The 23,206-nt window shown below is 46.1% G+C and carries 15 protein-coding genes and 1 pseudogene; 11 read left to right on the top strand and 5 right to left on the bottom strand.

Going from position 1 to position 23,206, the window contains the following annotated elements; translation table 11 throughout:
- Positions 1–231: 231 nt before the first annotated feature.
- The 4 genes from NDI34_RS23310 to NDI34_RS23295 form a co-directional block, all read right to left on the bottom strand.
- Positions 232–1,485, bottom strand: coding sequence for a pentapeptide repeat-containing protein (locus NDI34_RS23310; RefSeq protein ID WP_348233990.1), 1,254 nt, complete (start codon positions 1,483–1,485; stop codon positions 232–234).
- Positions 1,486–1,684: 199 nt separating this feature from the next.
- On the bottom strand, positions 1,685–2,332 hold the full coding sequence (locus tag NDI34_RS23305; RefSeq protein WP_190411776.1) for a pentapeptide repeat-containing protein: 648 nt from the start codon (positions 2,330–2,332) through the stop codon (positions 1,685–1,687).
- A 140-nt stretch (positions 2,333–2,472) separates the two neighbouring features.
- Positions 2,473–3,885 carry a DICT sensory domain-containing protein gene (locus tag NDI34_RS23300; RefSeq protein WP_348233989.1) on the bottom strand — a complete coding sequence of 471 codons (1,413 nt, stop codon included), beginning with the start codon at positions 3,883–3,885 and terminating at the stop codon, positions 2,473–2,475.
- Positions 3,886–3,984: 99 nt separating this feature from the next.
- Positions 3,985–5,556: a photosystem II high light acclimation radical SAM protein gene (locus NDI34_RS23295; RefSeq protein ID WP_190675530.1), complete on the bottom strand. Its 1,572-nt coding sequence runs from the start codon at positions 5,554–5,556 to the stop codon at positions 3,985–3,987.
- 311 nt (positions 5,557–5,867) lie between these two features.
- Between NDI34_RS23295 and NDI34_RS23290 the strand changes: the two genes are divergently transcribed.
- The 7 genes from NDI34_RS23290 to NDI34_RS23260 all read left to right on the top strand — a co-directional run bounded on the left by NDI34_RS23290 (position 5,868) and on the right by NDI34_RS23260 (position 12,678).
- On the top strand, positions 5,868–6,170 hold the full coding sequence (locus NDI34_RS23290; RefSeq protein WP_348233988.1) for a hypothetical protein: 303 nt from the start codon (positions 5,868–5,870) through the stop codon (positions 6,168–6,170).
- A 42-nt stretch (positions 6,171–6,212) separates the two neighbouring features.
- A complete protein-coding gene (locus tag NDI34_RS23285; RefSeq protein WP_190675535.1) occupies positions 6,213–6,608 on the top strand; it encodes a DUF1830 domain-containing protein in 396 nt (131 codons plus the stop codon).
- Positions 6,609–6,926: 318 nt separating this feature from the next.
- Positions 6,927–7,364 carry a DUF4079 family protein gene (locus tag NDI34_RS23280; RefSeq protein WP_190411781.1) on the top strand — a complete coding sequence of 146 codons (438 nt, stop codon included), beginning with the start codon at positions 6,927–6,929 and terminating at the stop codon, positions 7,362–7,364.
- 258 nt (positions 7,365–7,622) lie between these two features.
- Positions 7,623–7,946 (top strand): hypothetical protein, encoded by a 324-nt coding sequence (locus NDI34_RS23275; RefSeq protein WP_348233987.1) that lies wholly within the window; start codon positions 7,623–7,625, stop codon positions 7,944–7,946.
- Positions 7,947–8,301: 355 nt separating this feature from the next.
- The gene (locus tag NDI34_RS23270) at positions 8,302–9,207 is read left to right on the top strand and encodes a PhnD/SsuA/transferrin family substrate-binding protein (RefSeq protein ID WP_242030380.1); all 906 of its coding nucleotides are present in this window, start codon (positions 8,302–8,304) and stop codon (positions 9,205–9,207) included.
- 68 nt (positions 9,208–9,275) lie between these two features.
- The gene (locus tag NDI34_RS23265) at positions 9,276–11,183 is read left to right on the top strand and encodes an ATP-binding protein (RefSeq protein WP_348233986.1); all 1,908 of its coding nucleotides are present in this window, start codon (positions 9,276–9,278) and stop codon (positions 11,181–11,183) included.
- Positions 11,184–11,562: 379 nt separating this feature from the next.
- Entirely contained in the window at positions 11,563–12,678 is a 1,116-nt protein-coding gene (locus NDI34_RS23260) for an AI-2E family transporter (RefSeq protein ID WP_190411785.1), read from the top strand.
- 7 nt (positions 12,679–12,685) lie between these two features.
- Here NDI34_RS23260 and NDI34_RS23255 read toward each other — a convergent pair whose 3' ends face one another.
- Positions 12,686–17,425 (bottom strand): PAS domain S-box protein, encoded by a 4,740-nt coding sequence (locus tag NDI34_RS23255; protein WP_348233985.1) that lies wholly within the window; start codon positions 17,423–17,425, stop codon positions 12,686–12,688.
- 270 nt (positions 17,426–17,695) lie between these two features.
- Between NDI34_RS23255 and NDI34_RS23250 the strand changes: the two genes are divergently transcribed.
- The 4 genes and pseudogenes from NDI34_RS23250 to NDI34_RS23235 all read left to right on the top strand — a co-directional run.
- A complete protein-coding gene (locus NDI34_RS23250) occupies positions 17,696–19,594 on the top strand; it encodes a response regulator (RefSeq protein WP_348233984.1) in 1,899 nt (632 codons plus the stop codon).
- A 486-nt stretch (positions 19,595–20,080) separates the two neighbouring features.
- Entirely contained in the window at positions 20,081–21,670 is a 1,590-nt protein-coding gene (locus NDI34_RS23245) for an ADP-ribosylation family protein (protein ID WP_348233983.1), read from the top strand.
- A 192-nt stretch (positions 21,671–21,862) separates the two neighbouring features.
- Positions 21,863–22,924 carry a DUF3365 domain-containing protein gene (locus NDI34_RS23240; protein ID WP_348233982.1) on the top strand — a complete coding sequence of 354 codons (1,062 nt, stop codon included), beginning with the start codon at positions 21,863–21,865 and terminating at the stop codon, positions 22,922–22,924.
- A gap of 64 nt (positions 22,925–22,988) precedes the next feature.
- Positions 22,989–23,093 (top strand): annotated as a pseudogene (locus NDI34_RS23235) (Swarming motility protein ybiA); the annotation flags it as partial.
- Positions 23,094–23,206: the final 113 nt, after the last annotated feature.

The following is a 23,206-nucleotide window of genomic DNA, read 5'->3' as shown; positions in this document are numbered from 1 at the left end:
AAAATGGTTGATACTTTGCTTGCTACTGCACTTGATTTAGTCAATCCAAAACACCTACGCAACTGGTTCACAAACTGCTGCTACTGTACTTCATGAACTTGCAATCTGCTGTATCGTTGTTGCTGAAGCAGTGATTCAAGAAAGTTTGATGGGTTTACAGTGGCTGAAAATGCTGCGGTTAGTGGCTGATTTTATAGCTGGAGTGGTGACGCTGAGGTAGCGAAGCGATCGCTAGTCCTCCTCAAAAATTGCCCCTCGCTGCTTGAGATCGAGCTTCATTGCCTCAGAAAGCCCCAAAACTCCTTCAAACAAAGCATCTTCCACATTTGCACCCTTGAAATCGGCACGCTTAAGCTCAGCATCTTTGAAATTTGCGCCGCTCAAGTTAGCACCGCTTAAATCAGCATCGCTGAGATTGGCAGCCGTCAGGGAGGCATTCGTCAAATTGGCATTGGGAAGGTATGCACTGGTTAAGTTGGCACCGCTAAGGTTAGCACTGGTTAAATTGGCACGGGGCATTTTAGTTCGCAAATCTGCTTGAGTAAGGTTGGCGTGTAACAGATGGGCATCGCGCAGATTGGCATTACAAAGGCAGGCATTGCTTAAGTTGGCATTGCTTAAGTTGCCACGGCTTAAGTCGGCAAAGGTGAGATCGGCACTGCTGAGATTGGTATGATTGAGGTCAGCGTTGCGGAGGTTGGCGCTGCGGAGGTTAACACCACTCAAGTCGGCTTCAGCAAAATCCTCAGATGGATTGATGCCCAGCATCTTCGCGCCGCTGATGAAGTCATCTGCCTTGGCTGCTGCCAATAGTTCCCGTATGATTGTCAGATACTGCTGCTGGTAATCGCGAGCCGCCGGCAAGTCTCCGAGGGCGGTGTAAGCAAGTCGGAGATTTTTAAGCGCCTGTCCTTCCCCTCGAACGTCTTGTAATTCTTTGGCGATCGCTTTTGACTGGTGAAAGCAGAGAATCGCTTTTATCTGTTCTTCCAAAGAATGATAAGCCGCCCCCAAATTCGAGAGCGTTTGCACCTCACCTGGACGATCTTGGAGTTCCCGCACAATCGCTAACCGTTGTTGCTGGTACTCAATCGCTTTTGTATCCTCACCGAGAATGTAGTAAGCATTTCCCAGATTCCCCAGCGCATTTGCCTCGCCGCGCCTGTCTTGGATACGTTGAGCGATCGCTAAGTGCTGTTGATAGAATGCGATCGCCTGAGGTAAATCTCCTAAAGCCTTATACGCAGCCCCCAAATTGCCTAAAGCCGCTCCCTCAACGATACTCGCTTCGCTGCCTCGACAGAGGCTAAGTGCCTGTTGCCAAGACTGCATTGCCTCTTGTAGAGATGTAAGAACCTTTGTTTCTACATACGTCTGATATTGCTCAATTCCTTGTTTCAGTAGTCGGTTCGCTTCGTCGATCATCACCGCAATGTACAGATGAAGTAAAGCTTTTCGAGGCTCAAACTTTTCGCTCCCCGGCATCCTCTTCACTCCCGAATCCTCCCCAACAAGGCAGGAAGATTAATTTTTTTTAGGCTGGAGAGGAGCTGGCTCCCCTTCCCCGTAGAAAACATTTATTCGGCTTCCCTCTCCTTGTAGGAGAGGGTTAGGGAGAGGTGGGAAGGGGCTGAGGGTTAGGTTTTTTTGAGTCCACTGAGAACCGCTAGCAGCAGAGATTTTCTCAGGCTTTTGAAGCCATGCGCTCCGCACAGGTTCCAGTCAAACAAGCTCGATCCAAAGTTACACCAGTCAAGTTAACACTATCTAACTCAGCGCAGAGCAAATTTGCTCCTGTCAAATTTGCTCCGGCAAGATTTGCACCCCGCAAGTCTGCTTCTTCTAGATTTGCTTCGCTAAGCAAAGCGCCACGTAAATCCGCTTGGCTTAAGTCTGCACCTTGCAGATTGGCACCGCTCAAGTTTACACCCCGCAAGTCAGCGCTCCGCAAATCCACGCCTTGCAAGTTGACACTCATTAAGTTGGCACCGCTCAAGAAAGCACCAGCAAAAGACGCTTGAGTGAGCTTGGTTCCCATCAAGTTAGCGCCTCGCAGATTTGCCCCGCGCAAGTCAGCACCGCATAAGTCAGCTTGCATCAAGTTAGCGCCCAGCAGGTTTGCCCGCAAGTCAGCGCCTACAAGTTGCGCTTCGATTAAATTTGCGCCATCAAGACGGGCGCGTTCCAAGTTGGAGCCGCTAAAATTTGTGCCGACGAGGTTGGCACCGGCGAGATTGATACCTCGCAAATCTACTCCTGAAAAATCTTCATCTTCTAAATCTGTACCTGGCAGTTGCTTGAGTTTGCCGGAGCGAATTGCTTCAATGTCCATTTGCTAATTGCTAATTGCTAATTGAAGGATTGCTAATGAGGAAAAAAGTTTTAAGTTGTAAAAGGCTTGCGGTTATCGCGTCTGAAGTATGGCATTAAAAAGCTCTCTTTTCACTCAAAACTCATAACTCATCACTTTCATTACCCATTGCCCATTAAGGAAGGTTGCACTGCTGTACCGGCATAGAGATTTGCATCCAAGAGCCACATTCCCGCCGTCACTTTAGTGGGCGTGACAGGTAGAGTCAAACCCTGTTGCATCCCCATGACGAGGAGTGATAGAGTTTCAACCAATTTGGGATCGAAGCGATCGCCCTGTTGTTGCCGACACTCTTCTAAAGCTTTGGATAAATTCTCTTCGCTGTCGGGATTGGCATTTCTTGCTTGCGCCAGTCGCCACTGAAAGTCTGAGACTAATTCCAAAATTCTCGATTCCAAGGGAATTTCATCACCCGCTAACCCGGCTGGCTCACCCGTCCCGTTCCACCACTCGGTTTGGTGAGTGACGATTTGGGCAACTGCCCGCAGTTGTGACATTCTTCTCAATACTTGCGCTCCTGGCACCAACGGACAAGTCAGCGCACAACTCGGTGCCTCTTCGTCGTAGCGACTCGACTTAGCCGCAGCCAATACACTTTCCGCCCCTTGCAACGGATCGATGCGGTGCAGCAACCCGGCAAGGCGCAGGCGTTTCATCTGCCAAGCGGGTAAATCGAGCATTTGCCCGATCATTTCGGAGAACGCTACCACTTCTGCTGCTGCCATTGGGTTAGTGACATCTGCCATATCCATGAGTTGCGCCATCCGCAAGAATGCCTGGATTTCGTTGGAAACTAAGTTCCGATCCAGCGCTTGTTGGCGAGATCCGGCGGGGATGTCTAGATTGGTGCCGGTTGATATATCATCTTGCCCATGCTGGAGATACTCCACTACGGAAGACACCACTGCACCGAGATTGTGAGGGGTTCCTAAGGAGGGCTGCATGGACTCCTTGCAGGCGATGAGTTTTTTCTCTAGTTCCGGGTTGTAGCGACCAATATGGGCGATCGCTATATCCACCGTTTCTTTCACTAACTCTGGCTCAAACGTCCACAGCCCATAGAATTTGCGCTCCAAGTCAGACGCGGGTAGCCCTGCTGCACCATAATCTTCTTCCGAAAGCTCTTGACACAGCACCATCGCCGTGTATGTCGGCGAAAAGATGATTAAGTGCCACTCTTGGGCAACCGGATCGGAGGGATCTAAGCCCACTAAATCCACGTTTGGGCGTTGGCTAGTTGGGTGTTCGGTAAACCCCGAATCTGACGCCGCCATAATCGCGATCTGACCTGCTTTCTGTGCGATGTCTCCATAGCGATCGGCTTCTTGCAGATACCATTTGCCTCTTTGAAAAGCGGCAATGGTCAAGGGATAACTGTCCTCCGTTAAGATGTGGTCTTCTAGCGCATGGCACAGGGCAACGAGGGTGTTTTTGTAGTACACCCCAAATCGAATTGGTCTTTTACTCGATCTGTGGGCAACTTCTAGCTGTTGCAGAATGGAGCCTTCTAACATAATTTTGGTTTTATTAAATGAACCGCAAAGACGCAAAGAGCAAGGGAAGAAGAGCAATGCAGGCTAGGGTGGGCAATCGCTACTTAGCTATTTATGAAGCTAAGATACCGTAACTAGGTGTTTTTCTTTTGGCTGAATCGGTGCTGCAAGGGCTTCTTCTAAGTCGGCACAACCAAGTTTTTCCTCTAGAATTTTCATCACTTCTCGCCCGAAATCGTTGGGGTTTTGCTGCCATGCTTGCAGGCAAACTTCCCCAAAGAATGAGCCGAGGGGTTCTGGATTCCAAAGTAATTTTTTGGCTGTCCACGGCATAATGCTCATGGGATTGTATCCGGGTTTAAGGACATTCTGCTCGAAGGCATATTCTTCTAAATGAGTATGGGGTTGTAAGCCAATAAAGAAGATTGCCGGCTCGACTTTATCTGCACCAAAGATCCGCTCTAGTTCCCGGTGGTAGGCAATGGTTTGGCGAATCGTTTCATGCGTTTCGTCGATTACATTAAATGAGTAATTGACGGAAACCAAATCGTTGAAACCTGCTGCTTTTAAGTCGCGGCAATTTTCTAATACGGTTCGCAGGTTATAGCCCATCCGCATCTTCCGCACAAGTTCTTGAGAACCGCTGGTAATGCCGATTTCAAAGTAGTTCATGCCGGTTTTTGCCATCAAGTCGCATAACTCAGGCGTTAAATTGTCTGCCCGAATATAAGCTGCCCAATGGATATCTTTCATCCCAGCATCGAGGATTTTCTGCAATAGCTCAACGGCGTCATCGATAAATTTCCGAGCTGGGATAAACTGAGCATCGGTAAACCAGAAGTTACGAATCCCTCGGTTATAAAGTTGTTGCATCTCTGCGACAACTTCATCGGCTGGGTTAATCCGTACCTGCTTGCCCTCAATCACTGTATAAATGCAGTAACAACAGTTGTGGGGACAACCGCGCTTTGTCTGCACGCCAACGTAGAAATCTTCGTCTTGCAGATAATATTGAAACTCAGGCCAAATGGTTTCGATGTAGTCGTAATTGCAGGCGGTTTTTTCGATATTCGTAGGACGTTCGTGGATCATGCGATCGCGTGGCGTTGTCTCTCCCACCACATAGCATCGTTCATCCCGAAAATCCTGCCCTCGCAGCATTTTCTCCAGCAGCGCTTCGCCTTCACCCACCGAAACAACTGTCCCGGATGGCAGACTCTTACCGAGTTGTTCGTAAAATACGCTCACAGCACCGCCACCGACAACGGCTTTGGCTTCTGGATGATATTTTTGAGCGCGTTTGAGTCCCCGTTTGATTAATCCCAGGTTGCGCCACAGTTCGGTGTAGTATGCCGTGGTGACGCGCAACCCTCCCAGTGCCCCGCGCAATTTCAGCAGCGGATTTTTGGCGTAGTAAAACTCAAAGGCGTGCTGGAGTGGGTTGCCACCTCTGCCGCCCACGGGCGCATAAATCTGAATATCGCGCCAGGAAAATACTAGGAGTGTAGGTTTAAACTCATCGACACATTTATCCAACGCCCCAGTGAAATCTAGAGGCGGCACGGTTCCTAAGTCAAAGATCCGTTGTTCGACTTCTGGGAATTGCTTGTGTACGTGATCGGATAAGTAAACCACTCCGATCGGGAAAATCGGGTTGCAGGGGAGACGGACGTAGAGAATTCGATTATTCATCGTGTCTTTTTGTATCTAAATTTACTACTACTGAGATGGAAAGCGACAAATGCGATTGCTTTCTCAAAAATTATTCTGGCTATGACTTGCTCTCAGGATTCGAGCCATGTTTGGTATCTTTAGCGACTAGATGTGAATCCGCCATTGACCCGCAGGACTTACTGGCGACAGCAGCACCTCTGTATCTATAAATGAAATGATTCTGAAAGGTCTTTATATAACTTTACGATAACATTGACTATCCTCAGTCTTGCCCTGATTTTGGTTCTGGAGCCAAAAAAGAAAGCCGAACACTGCAAAATCGATCTCTAGTGGCAGCCGGTTCTCAACAACAAGTCAAAATTCAGCACCAATTCATTGCTTATCCTGGAGAAACCTTGACTTCGCTTGCATTTTCATCTGGCAATGCTGGCATGAGACGTGAGGGAGGTATTTTTACCGGGAGTCATAGTGCGAGTCGGAAGCTTAAGCACGAAAAATTGCCGTTACAATCGCCAGTAGCAAAGATTACTAAAACGGGAATTTTTTCCTCTAACTTTGGGGGGATATCTCACCAGAATATTCAGTTGGTATTCGTGTTTACAACAAGCCGGGATCGCCGAATGTTAGCTTAGTTATGGTAATCCTAGGCAGTGGCGCAAAGCTCCTCAGCAGTTATGGCTCAAATACTCGATCCCCTTCCTTCTGGTAACAGCGATCGCATTCTGTGCTGCTACGTTAATGCTACAAGCCACATTCAAATTGCTCGGATCTCTAACGTTCCGAACTGGTACTTTGAGCGCGTTGTCTTTCCAGGACAACGCTTAGTGTTTGAAGCAATGCCCGAAGCGAATCTGGAAATTCATACAGGGATGATGGCAAGTGCCATCCTCTCAGATACCATTCCCTGCGATCGCTTGTGTATCAGTGAAGGCAATGATTCTGAGTCAAATACAATCGACCTACACGATGAGGAAAAAAAGATAATAAACGATAATACCCGGAAGCTTGAAATCCAGAAAAAGAGAAATTTAGAAACCGTAGAATCTTTAACAACCGCTTATATTGGCTAGTTTTGCTGAAAAAATTCAGTAATTTCAGGGTTGTCATAAGCGACAGCTCTTTTTTATAGGATTTTTAGCGATTAGCGATTAGCTTTTAGGGAAATTAACTGGTTAATTCTCGTATACGTAGATAGACAAATTCTTTTTTCTCAGCGATCTAGCAGTCCTATTATGATTCGTAAAAGCGAGATCCTAGGGCACCTCTTCCGAAGTCGGGGAGCTGAAGGGCTGGTATCTCTCCGCTAAAAGTAGGATTGCTATTGCACCAAGCGAACAGCTTAAGATGAAAAGTAGATGCTGCTGTAGCTGAATGTAAGTAAGTAACGAGTGAATCTACCTTCTTTTCTCTGGCTCTGGAAAATTGCTGCATGGTCGATGGGCTTGTCGATATTAGCCTACCTATTGCTGGGAGTTACTGGCAGTTGGATGTTTGCGGCTCGTCAGCAAAGAAGTTCGCAACCGCGATGGTTGCGTCTTTTTCACTACGCCACTGGCGCAATTCTCGTGGCTCTCGTCTTGCTGCTGCTCGCCATTGGGATTGTCGGCACGTTAGGTCATTATGGTAGCCTCGCTCACTCGGCGCACTGGATTGCCGGGTGGGCAGTGGTTGTATTAGTGTTGCTCTCAGCGGGAAGTGCAATTCTGATTAATCCCAACCGAGCTTGGGCGCGTTCGGTTCATATTGCAACCAATCTAGTGTTATTCGTAGGATTAGCTTGGGTTTCGTTAACCGGCTGGAGCGTGGTACAAAAGTATTTACCCTAGATTTAACCTTACTAGGATGGTCACAGACTAAAGTCTATGCTGTTTAGATAACCATCTTTCTTCGCAAAGCCTGTGAGCATGGATGGGGAACCCCCGCCGCTACAGTGCTTTTTCACGGAGCAGGCTGGAAATCCGTCGGTGGGGTGAGTGGCACTAACCGAAAATTCGTGAAAATACACAAAGTTATTTCCTTGAGCTAACAGCTTAGGGTTTTTGACTCGACTAAGATGAATTAAAGTAAGCCTTTACCGCTGAGCGATGCGCGATCAAATAGTTCCTGGGGTGATTTTCGTAGTAGCTCTTGCTATTTTTTTAGGCGGTATCGTGGGCGTGCGCTTCCCCCTCGGTAGTGAGAGCGCGGGGCAAGTAGTTCCTGCGGGTAGTCAAACGACAACACCATCGCCCTCTCCTACACCGACCACTACGGTTAGCCCAGTTCCAACCGTAACCCCTACGGCAACAACCCCTCCAGTAACGCAACAGCAACAACAACAACAACAACCTGCAACCCGCAGCAATCCTTATACCCCATCGCAGGTAGACCTACCACCCGAAGAAGATCCGGTGCCAGCGTTGTGGTAATCGGCTTTTAGAAATTGCAAAGGAATACAACGTGCGATGGAGTCGCTACACGAGGTTCGTGTAAGCGATCGCATTCCTCTCGCCATAAAGTCGTATCGTCGCCTACAGTAAGACAAGCGCGAACCGACAGGTCGGCGCTTCGCTATCGCCAAGGTTAATACTCATAGAAATATGGGCGGCTTTAATCTCGCGTTCTGCAAGAAAATCAGCCGCTTATGCCTGCAACTTTAATAACGACAAACCTTTTTATAAGACTTTTAAAGTTAATTTTTTATTCTACGATTAGGGTTAAATAGCTTACGACCTATTCTTAACCAAAATCTAATTTTAATTAGTTAGAATTATTTCTATTTGTTTGTTGGCAAAAATTATGCGTCGCCGCCATTTTTTTTGGTATTCCCTAATATTAATCACAAGCTGTACCGCAGCAAGTAACCCTAATGATAGAGATTCGCCGTCAAATGCCAGAAATTTCCCTGAAAAGCTCCGATTTACAGTAACCGAGATTCCGAGCCTTGAAGAGTTGCAGCGTAATTATGGGGGATTGCGGACGGCACTAGAGGAGGTACTGGAAACGAAACTTGAGTTTGTTCCCGTTGAAACATACATCGCCGCCGCCGCCGCCTTACAGTCAGATCAGCTGGATCTTGTTCTCACAGGCCCCTCGGAATATGTAATCATGCGTGCTAGGACAAATGCGGTTCCTGTCATCGGCATCACTCGACCAAACTACCATGCAGCTATCTGTGTCTCTGCTAACAGCAAGATCGAGTCAGTAGCACAGTTAAAAGGTAAAAAAATTGCCATGTGGCAGTTAGGCTCAACCAGCGGTTATCTGGGTCCCACCAAGTTTTTGATTGATGCTGGATTAGATCCTAAATCTGACCTAAAAATCCTCATGTTAGGAAGTCAGGGACTACCCGCGTTGAAAAAAGGTGAGGTTGATGCTTGGGGAGGGTCTACTGTTAAGTATGAGAAATTCCTCCAAGATGAAGGCTTATCTGAGAGTGAGTTACCGCTAATCGTGAAAGGGCCGCTTCTCCCCAAGGACTTATTTGTTGCTAGTAGTAAGCTCGCTCCTGAATTCGTTAAAGAGATGAGAGATCGCGCAATTAAAAATCAGGACAAACTAATTCAAAGTCTTTTATCCGTCGAGGAAGGTAAGTACAAAGGCTCTCAGATAGTTCCGGCGAATGATGCTGATTACAATATGATTCGCGAGGTCTATAAAGCTATTGGACAAGGTAGTTTTGTTCAATAGCTTTAATCGCTTGATTCGACTATTTTTGGATATTTTTCTTGTTTTTTTTAACCTCTAGACTTTCCTCAATGGATCTCAAAAGACATGGGGTTGCAGATAAGCCTAACTTAGATAACCAAGGGAACACCTTGAAATTTTCTACAAACTGGGTAAGACGCTTCATTCCGCGCTTGAGTATAGCCAAAAAAATTGGTTACGGTTATTCCTTGGCTATCGGCATAGCGGTTTTAGGAACAACGATTGGTCTAATTAGCGGAGACTATTACGAAAAGAAGGCTCAAAAGCAGCTAATAATTGCCGAGAAGCAGCAAAATCTCCTCAGTAACTTAGAAAATGCTGTTGGTGAACTGCGAGCGCACCCACAGCGGCTGGTTACTGTACTAGGAGAACCAATTTGGTTTGACTACGAAACTGCTAAGTTTTTTACAAGTGTTAGTCGGAGCCAGACAATATTATCAGAATTCCACTCTTTTATAGACAGCTACCCCGATAATTTAGCAACAAAGCCTACAGATTTAAAGAATTTATTGAATGGTTATGAAACCAATACCGAATCCTACACTCAGTTAATTAAGTTTCTCTGGCGGCAGATTGATCCAGCTAACTTGAAAACAGAAGAAATTTCGGTAGCGCAGCAAAAGTTCTTGAATTCTATCACAAGCAAAACAGCGACTAATATCATTGTTAGTTTCGACCGATTAGCAGAGAGTTTAACTAGGCTGAAAGAGACAGCAGAATCTCAACAGATAGAAGCAAAAAACAAGCTTGGGCAAGCCGAGACACTAAGGCTGCAAATTATTGTTGGGAGTATGCTGCTGTCAGTGGCGATCGCGGTGGCGTTGGCGATTATTACGGCTCGTGCGATCGCTCGTCCCCTCGAAGCAGTCACTCAAGTTGCCAGAGCCATCACTCAAGAATCTAATTTTGACCTCCGCAGTCCAGTTACCACTGAGGATGAAGTGGGGTCATTAGCAACCTCTCTAAATTGCCTAGTGCAGTGGGTAGGAGAATATACCCACGAACTAGAGTTAGCTCGTCAGACACTAGAGGAGCGAGTAGAACAACGAACCGAGGAATTGACACAAGCGCTTCAAGAACTCCAACAAACCCAATCTCAACTCATTCAAACTGAAAAAATGTCCAGTTTGGGAGAGCTAGTTGCAGGTATCGCTCATGAAATTAATAACCCCATCAATTTCATCTACGGTAATCTGGAACACGCTAACGTTTATACGCAAGAACTGCTTAATTTAGTACATCTGTATCGGCAGCAGTACCCTCACCCTACCCCTCTTCTTCAACACGAGATTGAAGCAATTGACGTGGACTTCCTTACGGAAGATTTTACCAAAATCCTGTCTTCTATGAAGATGGGCACTGAACGTATTCGGCAAATTGTTTTGTCTTTGCGAAACTTCTCCCGGCTAGATGAATCTGAGATGAAACCAGTCGATATCCATGAAGGGATAGAAAACACGTTGTTGATTCTCAATCACCGCCTTAAGCGGGAAATTGAGGTAATCAAAGAGTATGAAGATTTGCCTCTCGTTGAGTGTTACCCAGCTCAACTCAACCAGGTATTTATGAATATTATCAGTAATGCAATTGATGCTTTGGAAGAGACCAAGAGCAAAAATGAGAGACAGGAAGAAGCGGAAGCAATAAACAAGGGATTTCCCATCCAAAATAAAAAAATAATAACCGAAAAATCGCAGATTCTGATTCACACGGAACGGTTCAAGTCTAACTATATTCGGGTAAGAATTCGAGATAATGGTTTTGGAATTCCTTTGGAAATTAGAGACAAGCTGTTTAATCCCTTCTTCACAACGAAGCCGGTAGGTAAAGGCACTGGCTTAGGACTCTCCATCTGCTACCAAATCGTTGAAAAGCACAAGGGGAAAATCGAGGTAATTTCGGAGTTTGGACAAGGAACAGAGTTTGCGATCGCATTGCCTATAAAAACTCACAACTAGCGTTAGCTCTTAAAAGAACTGCTATAGCAATCCGATTTGAGTTGTGAGATGCCAGCGAAAGCGAGATCCTAGGGCAACTCTTCCGAAGTCCGGGATCTCGGTTTCGCTGTGAAGAGCGCATCCCTTTGCTAAGGCTACAAAAAAGGAGGCAGAAGTTTATCTGTTGCAGACAAACAACAAAATAGTATATCGCTTCACGCGCAAACCCCGTCCTCTCTATCGTTGCCCCGCAGATGGATGTTAAATTGTTTAAGATCCTCTGCAAAGACTTTCACAGCTTGCCCCCAAAGAGCGGCTGCTGTCTTGAAAGCAAAGTTTTTTCTAAATAACTTTAGCAGGAGTCCTACGACCCACTCTCCCCCATTGAGATAGAGCAAAGATGAATCGTGCCTTTTCACCCCTCCAACAGTTTCTAATCACTTGGCTGCTCGTTCTGACAAGCGGTTGGGTGACGATTTTGGCTCTGAGATATGTGGGTGAGTTGATTAGCATTTTGCTCACAGCCGGACTGATTGCCTTTTTTCTCAACTATGCTGTTGCCGTTTTGCAAACTTTCTTGCCCCGGAGTGTGGCAGCAATCTTAGTTTATTTAATAGCAGGCTTAACTCTGGTACTCATTGGTCTGACTGTAGTACCGCCAGTGTTTAATCAGGGGCGGCAATTGGTGACAAATTTACCTTCGCTCCTAGAGTCTGGACAACAGCAATTAGCCGCCTTCCAAGCTTGGAGTGCCGAACACAATTTACCGTTTGACGTGCGAATTTTGGCTTCTGAGTTGTTGGCACGAGTACAAGCGCAAGCCCAAGCGATCGCGACCAGAGGCTTTGGCTTAGTATTAGGCACTTTTAACTGGTTTTTTGACTTAATTCTAATTCTCGTTATTTCTTTTTATATGCTCATTGATGGTGAGCGAGTTTGGCGGGGACTGACGAGTATTTTCTCATCCAAAATTAAAGATGGTTTGACAGAATCATTGCAACGAAATTTGCAGCGATTTGTGTCGGGTCAGGTGTTATTGGGTGTGTTTATGGCAACGACTCTTTCCCTCGCATTTTGGGCATTGCACGTGCCATTCTTCCTAGTATTTGCGGTTTTTATTGGGTTGATGGAAATCATTCCCTTTATCGGAGCAACTTTAGGAATTGCCACGGTTGTGATTGTGGTAGCGTTTATCAATTGGTTTCAGGCGCTGCAAGTCTTAGCCATAGCGATCGCACTTCAGCAGATAAAAGATAATTTGGTCGCACCCCGAATTATGGGCAATTTGACAGGTCTATCGCCAGTGATTATCTTTGTCTCTCTCCTACTCGGAGCGAAATTGGGGGGATTGTTAGGAGTGATTCTAGCAATTCCCCTAACAGGTGTCGGGAAAAGTCTTGCAGAAATTGTCCTCGATCCCATGCTGCCACCTCAAACCGGATCGTTTTTTCACAACCCCTTTGCGAAGGAAGTCGTTATCACCACAGAGGAGCAAAGGGGAATTCCTAGCAATTAGCAATTCCTTAAATTTCCTTAACCCAAGATTGAATGCGGCTGAGCGCTGTTTCTAACGCAGATACTATCTCAGTCGCTCCTGCAAGTTGGTAGTGGGAGGCGAGTTCCTCCAACTTTTGGGCATTGCTTCGCATCCCCTCTACTCCGACGTTGGCACTCGCACCTTTGATGTGATGGGCTTCTTTTGCAAGACTATCAAAGTCATTGATAGCGATCGCTCTTTTCACCGATTCTAGATGAGCCTGAACTTCCGTGAAGAACATTTGCAACAGTTCCAACTCAAACTCCCTGCTTCCCTCAGAAAGTTGATGCAGATGTTCCCAATCCACTAAATCTTGTAAAGACGAGAATCGCGTTTCTACATCTTCCCGTGTGGCAACACCCCCACTGCTGGCATTTGCATCTTGAAAAATGACTTTCGTCCAATGGTCGATTAGCAATGCTAACTGTTCCCTTGATACTGGCTTACTCAAATAGTCATCCATCCCAGCATCAAGACAGCGTTTGCGGTCTTCTTTCATCGCGTTAGCGGTTAGAGCAATGACAGTGGTACGGCGCGAACCTCCTCCTTGTCGCCGCCGAATCTCTCGCGTTGCTTCATAACCGTCGAGAATCGGCATCTGACAGTCCATCAGAACTAAGTCATAGGGAATTTTTTCCAATAACTCTACGACTTCCTTCCCATTCGCAGCGACATCGGCTTCATAACCCAAAGTATTTAGCTGCTTGAGGGCAACTTTTTGATTAATCAGATTGTCCTCAGCTAGCAAAATTCGCAACTTGCTTTGGGGAATTGGAATTCGGGAAGGTTGGGGTGAAAAATTCTTCTCCTCTACTTCTTTGCCTACCTCTTTGCCTCTGTCCCGCTGTTCCTCTTGCTTCCCCAAGATCGAGACAATGGTATCCAATAAGCGAGATGGCTTGACTGGCTTAATCAAATGGGCAGCAAATCCTGCCTTCGTCGCCCGTTGCGCCTCCCCTCGCTGATCGGCAGAAGTGAGCATAATCAAGGGTAAATTAGCCAGCATGGGATTTCCTTTGATTTGCTCGCCCAAAGTAATGCCATCAACATTGGGCATTTGCATATCAATCACCGCCACATCATAGGGAATTCCCCACTCCAGAGCTTCTTGCAAAACTCTCATGGCGGCGGCAGCACCATCCGCCTCATCTACTTGCATTCCCCAGTGCGCCGCCTGAGAGCGAACCACCTTGCGGTTCGTGGCATTGTCATCAACTACTAGCAGACGCCGTCCCGCTAGATTGGTAGAAGTTTGGATGGGTGGTGTTATCCGTTCCGCTTGCTTTTTGAAAGGCACTGTAAACCAAAACTTGCTTCCCTTCCCTGGTTGGCTCTCAAAGCCAATTTCTCCTCCCATTAAGGTGACGAGCTGTTTGCAGATGACCAGTCCCAAGCCGGTGCCGCTATACTGGCGCGTGGCAGAGGAGTCTACCTGGGAAAAGGGTTGAAACAATTGGCTCATATTTTCTGGGGTGATGCCAATGCCCGTATCGGTGACAGAGAAGCGAATCGTTACCACGTCCTCTGATTCGCCCTTCCCAAGAGAATTGAGGGAGGTGTCTGATTGTAGTTCTGCCCTCACCACAATTTCACCGGCGTTGGTGAACTTAATGCCATTGCCAATCAGGTTGGTAAGAATTTGTCGCAGACGACCAACATCGCCTTGGAGGTGGGTAGGAACGTTGCGATAGACCAAGGCAGCAATTTCCAGATCCTTGGCATGAGCTTGGGGAGCTAATAAATCTAAGACTTCTTCTACACAAGTAGATAAGTCAAAGTCTAAAACTTCCAGATCCATCTCTCCAGCCTCTAGTTTGGATAAGTCCAAAATCTCATTAATCAGGCACAGCAGGGCATCTCCACTAATGCGAATCGTTTCAACAAAATCCTTTTGCTCTGTAGTCAGGGGCGTGTCTAAAAGCAGCCCAGTCATCCCCAAAACGGCATTCATAGGGGTACGGATTTCGTGGCTCATGTTTGCCAAAAAGGCGCTTTTGGCTTGAGAAGCTGACTCAGCTTGGTGACGGGCGATCTCTAGTTCCTGGCGCTGGAGGGTTTCTTCTTCTAGGAGTTGGGATTGAGCCAGGGCAATGCCGACTTGGTCTGCGAGTTGTTGCAGCAGTTCGACTTCAAAGCTAGACCACTGTCGGGGTGAGGTGCATTGGTGGGCAATCAGCAGTCCCCAAAGTTCGTTTTTCTGCAAGATCGGGATGACTAATTTTGCCTTGACTGCCAAATGCTGCAAAAATTCCCGATGACACGGTGAAATCTCAGCATTTTCTACGTCAGCCACAATCCTGATTTTTCCGTGGCAGTAGTCCTCATGGTAAGCTTCGGGGAAGATTTCCGCACTGAAAGTTTGCCCTAATAAGGCGGGCAGACCAGAAACGACATTTTCGGTGACGATGGTACCCGTTTTATCGGCTGCCAGACGATAAATCACTACCCGATCGCACGCGAGAGATTTTCTGACTTCGGTAACGGTGGTTTGAAGAATTTCTTCGAGTTGTAAGGACTGGCGAATTTTTAGGGTAATTTCGGAAAATAATTGCGATCGCAAGTTCTGCCGCTTTAATTCCTCTTGTGCCTGTTTACGCTCGATCCACAGGGCAATCCTGTCCGCTGCAAATTCCAGCGACTGGAGAACAGATTCATTGAGGGGTTGACGAGCAAATATTGCCATCACTCCCATCACAGAGCCTTCAATAATCAGGGGATATCCAGCGAAGGCGACCATTCCTTCCCGCACCGCCCATTCTCTATCCAGAATCTGAGGATCGTCTACGACAGAATTGGTTAGGTAGGGTTGGCGAGTTTGGGCAATTTTGGCGATTTTCAGGGTGCCGATCGGAACGCGGCGATATAAACCCTCAACCTGCGCGTACATCCCAGCACTGGCTTGCAGTTCCAGCATCCTCTCTTGCCGGTTGAGCGTCCAGATCCGCCCAAATGCTGCGTCCAAATACTTCACCATTGCCTCGGTGCAGCGCTGCAAAATGCTTTGCAGGGTGTCGCTTTGAGTGAGGGCAGAATCCACCTCGGCGCGGAAGTGAGCGAGACGGGCTTGCAGCGCTAATGCTTCTTGTGTCCTTTTGTGGTTGGTAATGTCCCGCGTCACTTTGGAGAATCCGCGCAGGTTTCCAGCGTCATCATATAAGGCGGTTACGACAGCGTGCGCCCAAAACCGCGAACCATCCTTCCGCACGCGCCAGCCTTCGGCAACGCTATTCCCTTGAGCGATCGCGATTTCTAGTTCGCTTTGCGCGATCGCTTGTTGATTTTCTCCTGGCTCATAAAAACAAGAAAAATGTTGACCGATGATTTCCTCCGCTCGATATCCCTTAATCCTTTCTGCTCCCGCATTCCAGCTCACAATATATCCCTTGGGGTCGAGCATATAAATTGCATAATCTTTGACCCCTTCTACGACTAAGCGGAAGCATTCTTCGCTTTTTCGCAGATCCTCCTGCGCCTGCTTGCGACTGGTAATATCTTCAGAAATCCTTAATAAATACTGTGAGTTTCCTTGGGCATCTAAAATCGGTAATTTTTTAGTATGTAATATTCTTAAACCTTTATCTTTTGTCTGTATCCGCTCTTCTGGGATATCTAAAATTTTTCCGGTTGCCAGTACTTCTCGATCGGTGGCGGTGAAAAAATCTGCTTCTTCTTTGGTAAACAAGTCATAGTCATTCTTTCCCAGCAACTCTTCAGGGTTACGACCAATTAATTTTTGACCCGCTTTATTGAAACGCACAAAATTAAGTTCTTGAGCATCCTTGACGAAAATAATGTGGGGAATATTTTCGACAATCGAGTTCAGAAATGTCTGGGTATTCCGCATTTCTTCTTCATGACGCTTGCGCTCGGTAATGTCATGAGCGACTGCGTAAATCGCTTGCTGTTTGGACAAGGGCGTTGCTTTCCACAACAGCCATCGATAAGAGCCGTCTTTGCAGCGGTAGCGATTTTCAAAAGAAATTGTATCTATACCTGTAGAAAGTTGTTGCACTTGGGCAATCGTTGCTTCCCGGTCGTCTGGATGCACAAATTCGATAAACGGTTGGCTTTGCAGTTCCTCATTGGTGAAGCCGAGAGTCTTTGACCATGATGGATTTAGACGTTTAAAATAGCCATCCATCCCGGCAATACACAGCATATCTAGAGACAGGGTGAAGAATTGAAGCTGTTCTTCTTGTGCCTTGTCGCGCTGTTTTATCGCCTGTGCCAATTCACGATTATTCCGTCGCAACTCCAGTTGCGTCATCACCTCCCGGCTGAGTGCTTGCAGCGCCACCCGCTGTTGGGGACTCAAATCTCGCGGTACGGAGTCAATCACACACAAAGTTCCCAGTGCCAAGCCTTCTGGGGTTAACAAAGTAGCACCCGCGTAAAACCGGATATTCGGATCGGAAGTCACGAGGGGATTATTGGCAAACCGCTCGTCAGTGGATGCATCGCGGATAACAAATAGGTCGGTTTGCAGGAGAGCATGGGCACAAAAAGCAATATCACGAGGAGTTTCCTGAGCCGTGATGCCAACTTTTGATTTAAACCACTGCCGATCCGTATCAACTAAGCTGACGAGGGCAATTGGTGTACCGCAGATGTGTGCAGCCAAAAGCGTCAGATCGTCAAATGCCTGTTCTGCGGCGGTATCAAGGATTTCATACTGCTGTAGCGCTTGAATCCGTTCTGGTTCGTTTTCGGGTAAAGGTGCTTTCATCTACGTTTTTGAAGGGTAGCATTCTAATTTTTACAGGTGTATTCAAAGCAATGCATATTTGTAAAGTTATTCAAATCGAGGGCGATCGCTATATCTCCTGCCTCGTTATGGCTTCCCTAAGAGCGATCGCCCAAATTTTCTGTTAACATCCACAAAAATGCCGATTGCAAGAAACTGCTGGAACGTTCCAGATTGCCTGCTAATGTAAGTAATTATACAGACAATAAATTTCCGCTCATTTAGGCAAGAGTGAAATCATTCATCATTTCTATGACCAAGCAAGAATACCTAAAAATTCTATTAGTTGAAGATAGCCTTGTGAGTCAGACCGTTGTATTTAAACAGTTAAAGAAGTTAGGGTATGAAGCAAATGTTGCTGCTAATGGTCAAGAAGCATTATGGATGAGATCCCAAGGAAAATATGACCTAATCCTCCTCGATTGCCAGATGCCGATACTAGACGGTTATGAAACTGCACAAAGAATTCGTCAATTAGAAGGTGATGCGCGACAGACAATCTTGATTGCAATGACTGCCAACGGCATGAAAGCAAATCGGGATCGCTGTCTAAAGGTCGGCATGGATGATTATCTACTTAAGCCGGTTCGTGAGGAAGAGTTGGCAGCTAAATTAGAAAATTGGATTGAAGTTATTATTAAAAATAAGCAGGCAATCGCATCCTCATCTGCCTCCTCATCTATAGATTTAACAAGTAAAATTATTCCCGTTGACTCCAGTGCCAACCCAGACGAGTCAAGCGTCAATGACTGGGTGGATTTAAATCGCTTAGACGATATAACCTTGGGGGATCTGAAATTGCGAAACGAAATTCTACAAGCCTTTTTAGAAGATACAAAAGTAAACTTATCATCGATAAAATCAGCAACTTTTTCTAAAAATTTTGAAGCGATTGAACATAAAGCCCATCAAATTCGGGGTGCTAGTGCGAATGTTGGCGTCAACAAATTAAAAAATTTAGCCGACCGATTAGAACTTCAGAGCCAACAAAAAAACTTTAAGGAAGTGACTCAATTGGTAATTCAAATAGAAAATCATTTCCAAAAGATTCAATCTTTTTTGTTTGAGATAATTGACTGGGAGAGGGTGGAGGGTGAAACTCCAGTCCTTCTTCACGCCAATCGGTCTGGAGGGACGCAGGTTGGTTCCACGTCAAAAATTTTAATTATTGATGACGATCCTAGCGTTCGGTTAGTCGTCAAAAACTCACTCCAACTTCTAGGTCATGAAGTCATAGTAGCGGCGAATGGTGAAGAGGGATTAAAGAAAGCAAAGCAGCTACACCCTCATCTAATTATTTGTGATTGGATGATGCCAGTCATCAATGGGCTGGAAGTGTGCCGCCAGGTTAAATCCGATCCAGAATTATCTTTGGCATTTTTTATTTTGCTGACGATTCGTGGGGATGTAAAAGACCGGGTGGAGGGTTTAGATACTGGCGCTGATGAGTATCTCCCAAAACCAATTGATATGAGTGAATTACGGGCGCGGGTGGGCGCGGGATTGCGATTGCAGCGGTTAACGCAAGAATTGAGCGAAGCGAATCAGGCACTGCGACAAGCGAATCAGCAATTGACTGCCCGTAATGAATTGCTAGAATCTTTGTCGCTGACCGATCAGTTAACAGGTTTATTAAATCGGCGGGCAATGGATCAGGCATTGCCTCATATGCTGCGGCAAGTCGGCAACCGCGATGCGAATACTCGCTACCGTTATTTGTGTGTATTTCTGATTGATGTGGATCATTTTAAGCGGGTGAACGATACGTATGGTCACACAGTGGGGGATTGTGTGCTGCAAGCGATCGCCGGACGACTACAATCCAATGCACGCCCTAGCAGCCTGTTGTATCGCTATGGCGGTGAAGAATTTGTCTGCATCACCCTGGGACTGAATCTGCACAATGGTTTAGAGTATGGTGAAAGTTTGCGCTCTTGCATCGCCGAATGTCCTTTCAAGATTTCTAACGAGCTGCTGCTACCCATTACGATTAGTATCGGTGGCGCGATCGCTAGCGCTGTTAATTTAGTTGATTCTCAAGATTTATTACATCAAGCCGATCGAGCGCTTTACAGAGCTAAGCATGAAGGTAGAAATTGCCTACGAATGTTTTCCTCGTGGGAAAATATTGTTGAGATGGGTCACGCTTAAATTAGTTTGGAGTTGCTAATTCTCTCAACGATGCGAGCGGAGCGTTACAGTAATGCTTGCACTTCAGTATTTACCGTTGAGCTTTATTAATAGAAAGTTTTTGATTTCAGGATAGTGAAAATAACAAATGCAACTATTTTTAAATTAAAACTATACAAACCAATGATCATATTTTATTTGATTTAATTATCAACTTTTTAGAAGATTTTACTTAAAATTACAATCATAAAAATCATAAAAAAATGAAATTTAATTTCTGATTCTCGATTGCTTATCAGTGGCTGTACAGGAAACAAAAAGTCAATAGCAGTGATTCCGAGCCTAGCAGAAGGATGCCCAAAAGTTTAGATTTGCCGCCAGTCATCAGAGTAAAATTAAGATGGTTTAAGAGCCTGACAAGAGAACTTCAGACAAGCGAGGAGTGCTAGTTGCAAGACCGCTGCGCTTACCCCGCATCCGCTTAGCGATGCTGTGAGGAGGGAGGAAATGAAAAATTTCAAACCAGGAAGCGTAGGAGCGATAACCGCAGGCCCCTTTAGTGATTTTCAGGGTGTGGTAGTTAAGTTGCAGCCTGGAGAAAAGATTGTTGTTGAAGTCGAAATATTGGGTCGCAAAGCAGAAATCACCCTAAATCAAGAGCAATTCGAGCTACTGGGTGAAGACCCCCGTCCCCGCTTCCGGGACGAGATTGAAAAAGATATCGACCAGATGCTTCAGGAGGAATTTGATAATTGGTGGCTAAAGCAGTTGGATCGACCAGAGGATGATTTAGTTGCCGAGTGGTCTGCTTTCTGTGCATTTCGTCAAGAATTTGAGGCGAAAGCTGCCGTAGAACGACAGACTTTGCTCAATGCTTTTGAAGCATCTTTTACAGCGATCGCAGAACATGGTGTCTCATGGGCAAAACAACGCTGGGAAACAGAAACAGAACGCTGGACGCCAAACGCCTATCGGCACGAAGAATTCTACAAAGCAGCGCGTCAGCAAATAAAAGAATGTCCTGATGATTCAGGTCATTGGACGGATATCTGGCGACATCTGTGGCAAGCGGCAAATGAACGTTCCTGGAAAGCGGAATATATGGCATGGCGTCAGGAAAATCTGCCAGATGCTGCCACGATTGAGCAGATGCGCTTGGACGCCCGACAAAAAGCACAAGCGTTGGTGGAAAGAGTGCGATCGCTGGTACAACAAACCCACGGCTTGACCTTACCCGACCATGTTTTTGCATTCTGGGCTTTCTGGCTCAGCTTAACTCCGATTGAGCGGCAAGAAATGCACTGGATTGCAACACCTTGCGGTTTGTTTGATTTATTCAGTGAAGAAGGTTTGCAGCGAAAACCCATACCAGAACTTGACCATCGCTTACATTACCGCTATTACCGCGATCCGCCGGAGTTTCTCACTTTGCTGTACGGGGGCGGCGATGGTCTGCATTTTGGTCTTTGGTACGATGACCCCAGAGAACTGCCCACGGGTGTGATGTATTACTGGAACAACGATGGCATTCCCGTCTGTGATGACGGTTGTCAAACATTGCTCCAACAGGTTCGCTTCCAAATCGAAAAAGCGGTCTCTCAGCTAGAATATGACCGCTATGACAACGATTCTCGGCATCGACGAGTTAGACTCTCAGCACTCCGCGATGCGGTGATGATGTTTGAAACGGCGGAACGCCCTGAAATGGGAAGTCTGTACGAGAAAGCCTACAAACAACAGCGGCTGGGTGCCAGGATTGCGACTGAGGATGGTGCAGGGGTGGCAATTCCCGGCTTCAGCGCCGAAACTTTCCCTCAGCGCGATCTTGAAGTAATCAGAACGGCTATCTTAGGGGATGCCCCCATTGTCCAAGACTGGATTGTGGCAGCACTAGAAGCTTGTGCCGAGGGTCAACCGGCTGAGGCGCTGGCATTCGGTCGTGACTTGCACTGGCTTTCCGCTGGGAATCTAGAACGAGAAGCGGCTGCTGCCAAACTGCTGGATGCTGCCTACCGCGCACTCGGTCGAGATGCTTTGGCTGCGATCGCATTCGTCCATTTTCAAAAGCGATCGCTCCAGTCAGTGAATATTTATTAGCGATAAAGTTATAGCTACCAGAAATAGTCAGCGCTCGCGCATTACAAAGCACGAATTTCTTGCCGTATTGGGTAAAGAACTTTTAAACAATACTCTTGCGTTGATGTCATTTAAAGCCCTTAATTTTAGCCCTCAATGACACCTGTAATCAAAGATACTGGGCGCTCATTGTGATACAACAGGAAAATAATCATGTTGAATAAATTCAAGCTGGGTACCAAATTCACCTTACTTCTATCGCTAGTTTTTATCTTTGGGATTGTTGTTAGTGGGATTGCTTTGTCTAAGGCACTTCAGCACAGAGCCGAAAATGAAATTATCTCTAAAGGTGTAGTTCTCATGGAGACAATGAACTCACTGAGAGACTATACAAATACTCAGATTAGTCCTCTCTTAGCGCAGAGTGCAGAAGCTCAACCAGAATTTATTCCTGAAACAATTCCTAGCTTTTCTGTAAGAGAAGTTTTTGAAGGTTTACGTCAGAAAGGAGAATATAAAGATTTATTCTACAAAGATGCTACGCTGAATCCCACAAATTTGTTAGATAAGGCAGATAACTTTGAAGACAAAATTGTAACCCGCTTTCGCAACGAACCAGAAACGAAAGAAATCTCAGGTTTTCGCTCTTTATTTGGCAAGCAAGTATTTTATAAAGCTTTACCGATTGCGATTGAACAAGAGAGTTGTCTCCGCTGCCATTCGACTCCAGCCGCAGCGCCGAAGAATTTGATAAAAACCTATGGCAGTAAAAACGGTTTTGGTTGGCAATTAAATGAAATTATTGGTGCTCAAGTCATCTATGTCCCCGCCGAGCAAGTTTTTGAGAGAGCCAACCGTTCTTTTTTCCTAATTATCGGAATTTTTCTCGGCATTTTTACTTTTGCCGTGCTTATAATTAATTACTTATTAAAACGAACTGTTGTTCAGCCAGTTAAACTCATGGCTAAGCTGGCTCAAAAAATTACTGCTGGTACAACTTCCGATAAAGTTGAGGAATTCGATTTAGAAAGTTTAAAAGATGTTGCCCGTCGTGCCGATGAATTGGGACAGATGGGGCGGGTTTTCGAGAGCATGGCGCGTGAAATTTACGCCCGCGAACAACGCCTGAAACAACAGTTACAGGAACTCCGAATCGAGATTGATGAAGCCAAAGCAGCGCGTCAGGTAGCTGAAATTACAGAGTCGGACTATTTTCAGGAATTGCAGAAAAAGGCTAAACATCTAAGGAAAAAATCCAAAGAATCCGATACATAAATTTCCTATCTTGTGTAGCAGCTTAGCATTTAGTCTTTACTCAGCTAAAATTTACACTTTTCCGATGACTATTTACTTTTACAGTACCCGCGAAAAATATGGTTGTTTCTCTAATTTTTCGCCTCACGGCTTTGAATTAGATGGGTTTTATTGGCCTACCAGCGAACATTAGACCTCCTGCATGAATGGTCAAGTAGTGTGCCAGTTCATAATCGAGATTGCACAATAAGGGAGTAGATCAGCATCAAGACACTGGGGAGTTGGTATGCCGTATACGGAGCT

Source organism: Trichocoleus sp. DQ-U1 (assembly GCF_039961925.1).
GTDB lineage: Bacteria > Cyanobacteriota > Cyanobacteriia > Cyanobacteriales > FACHB-T130 > FACHB-T130.
The sequence above is the reverse complement of the archived record's forward strand: the minus strand, read 5'-3'. Positions and strand labels throughout refer to the sequence as shown.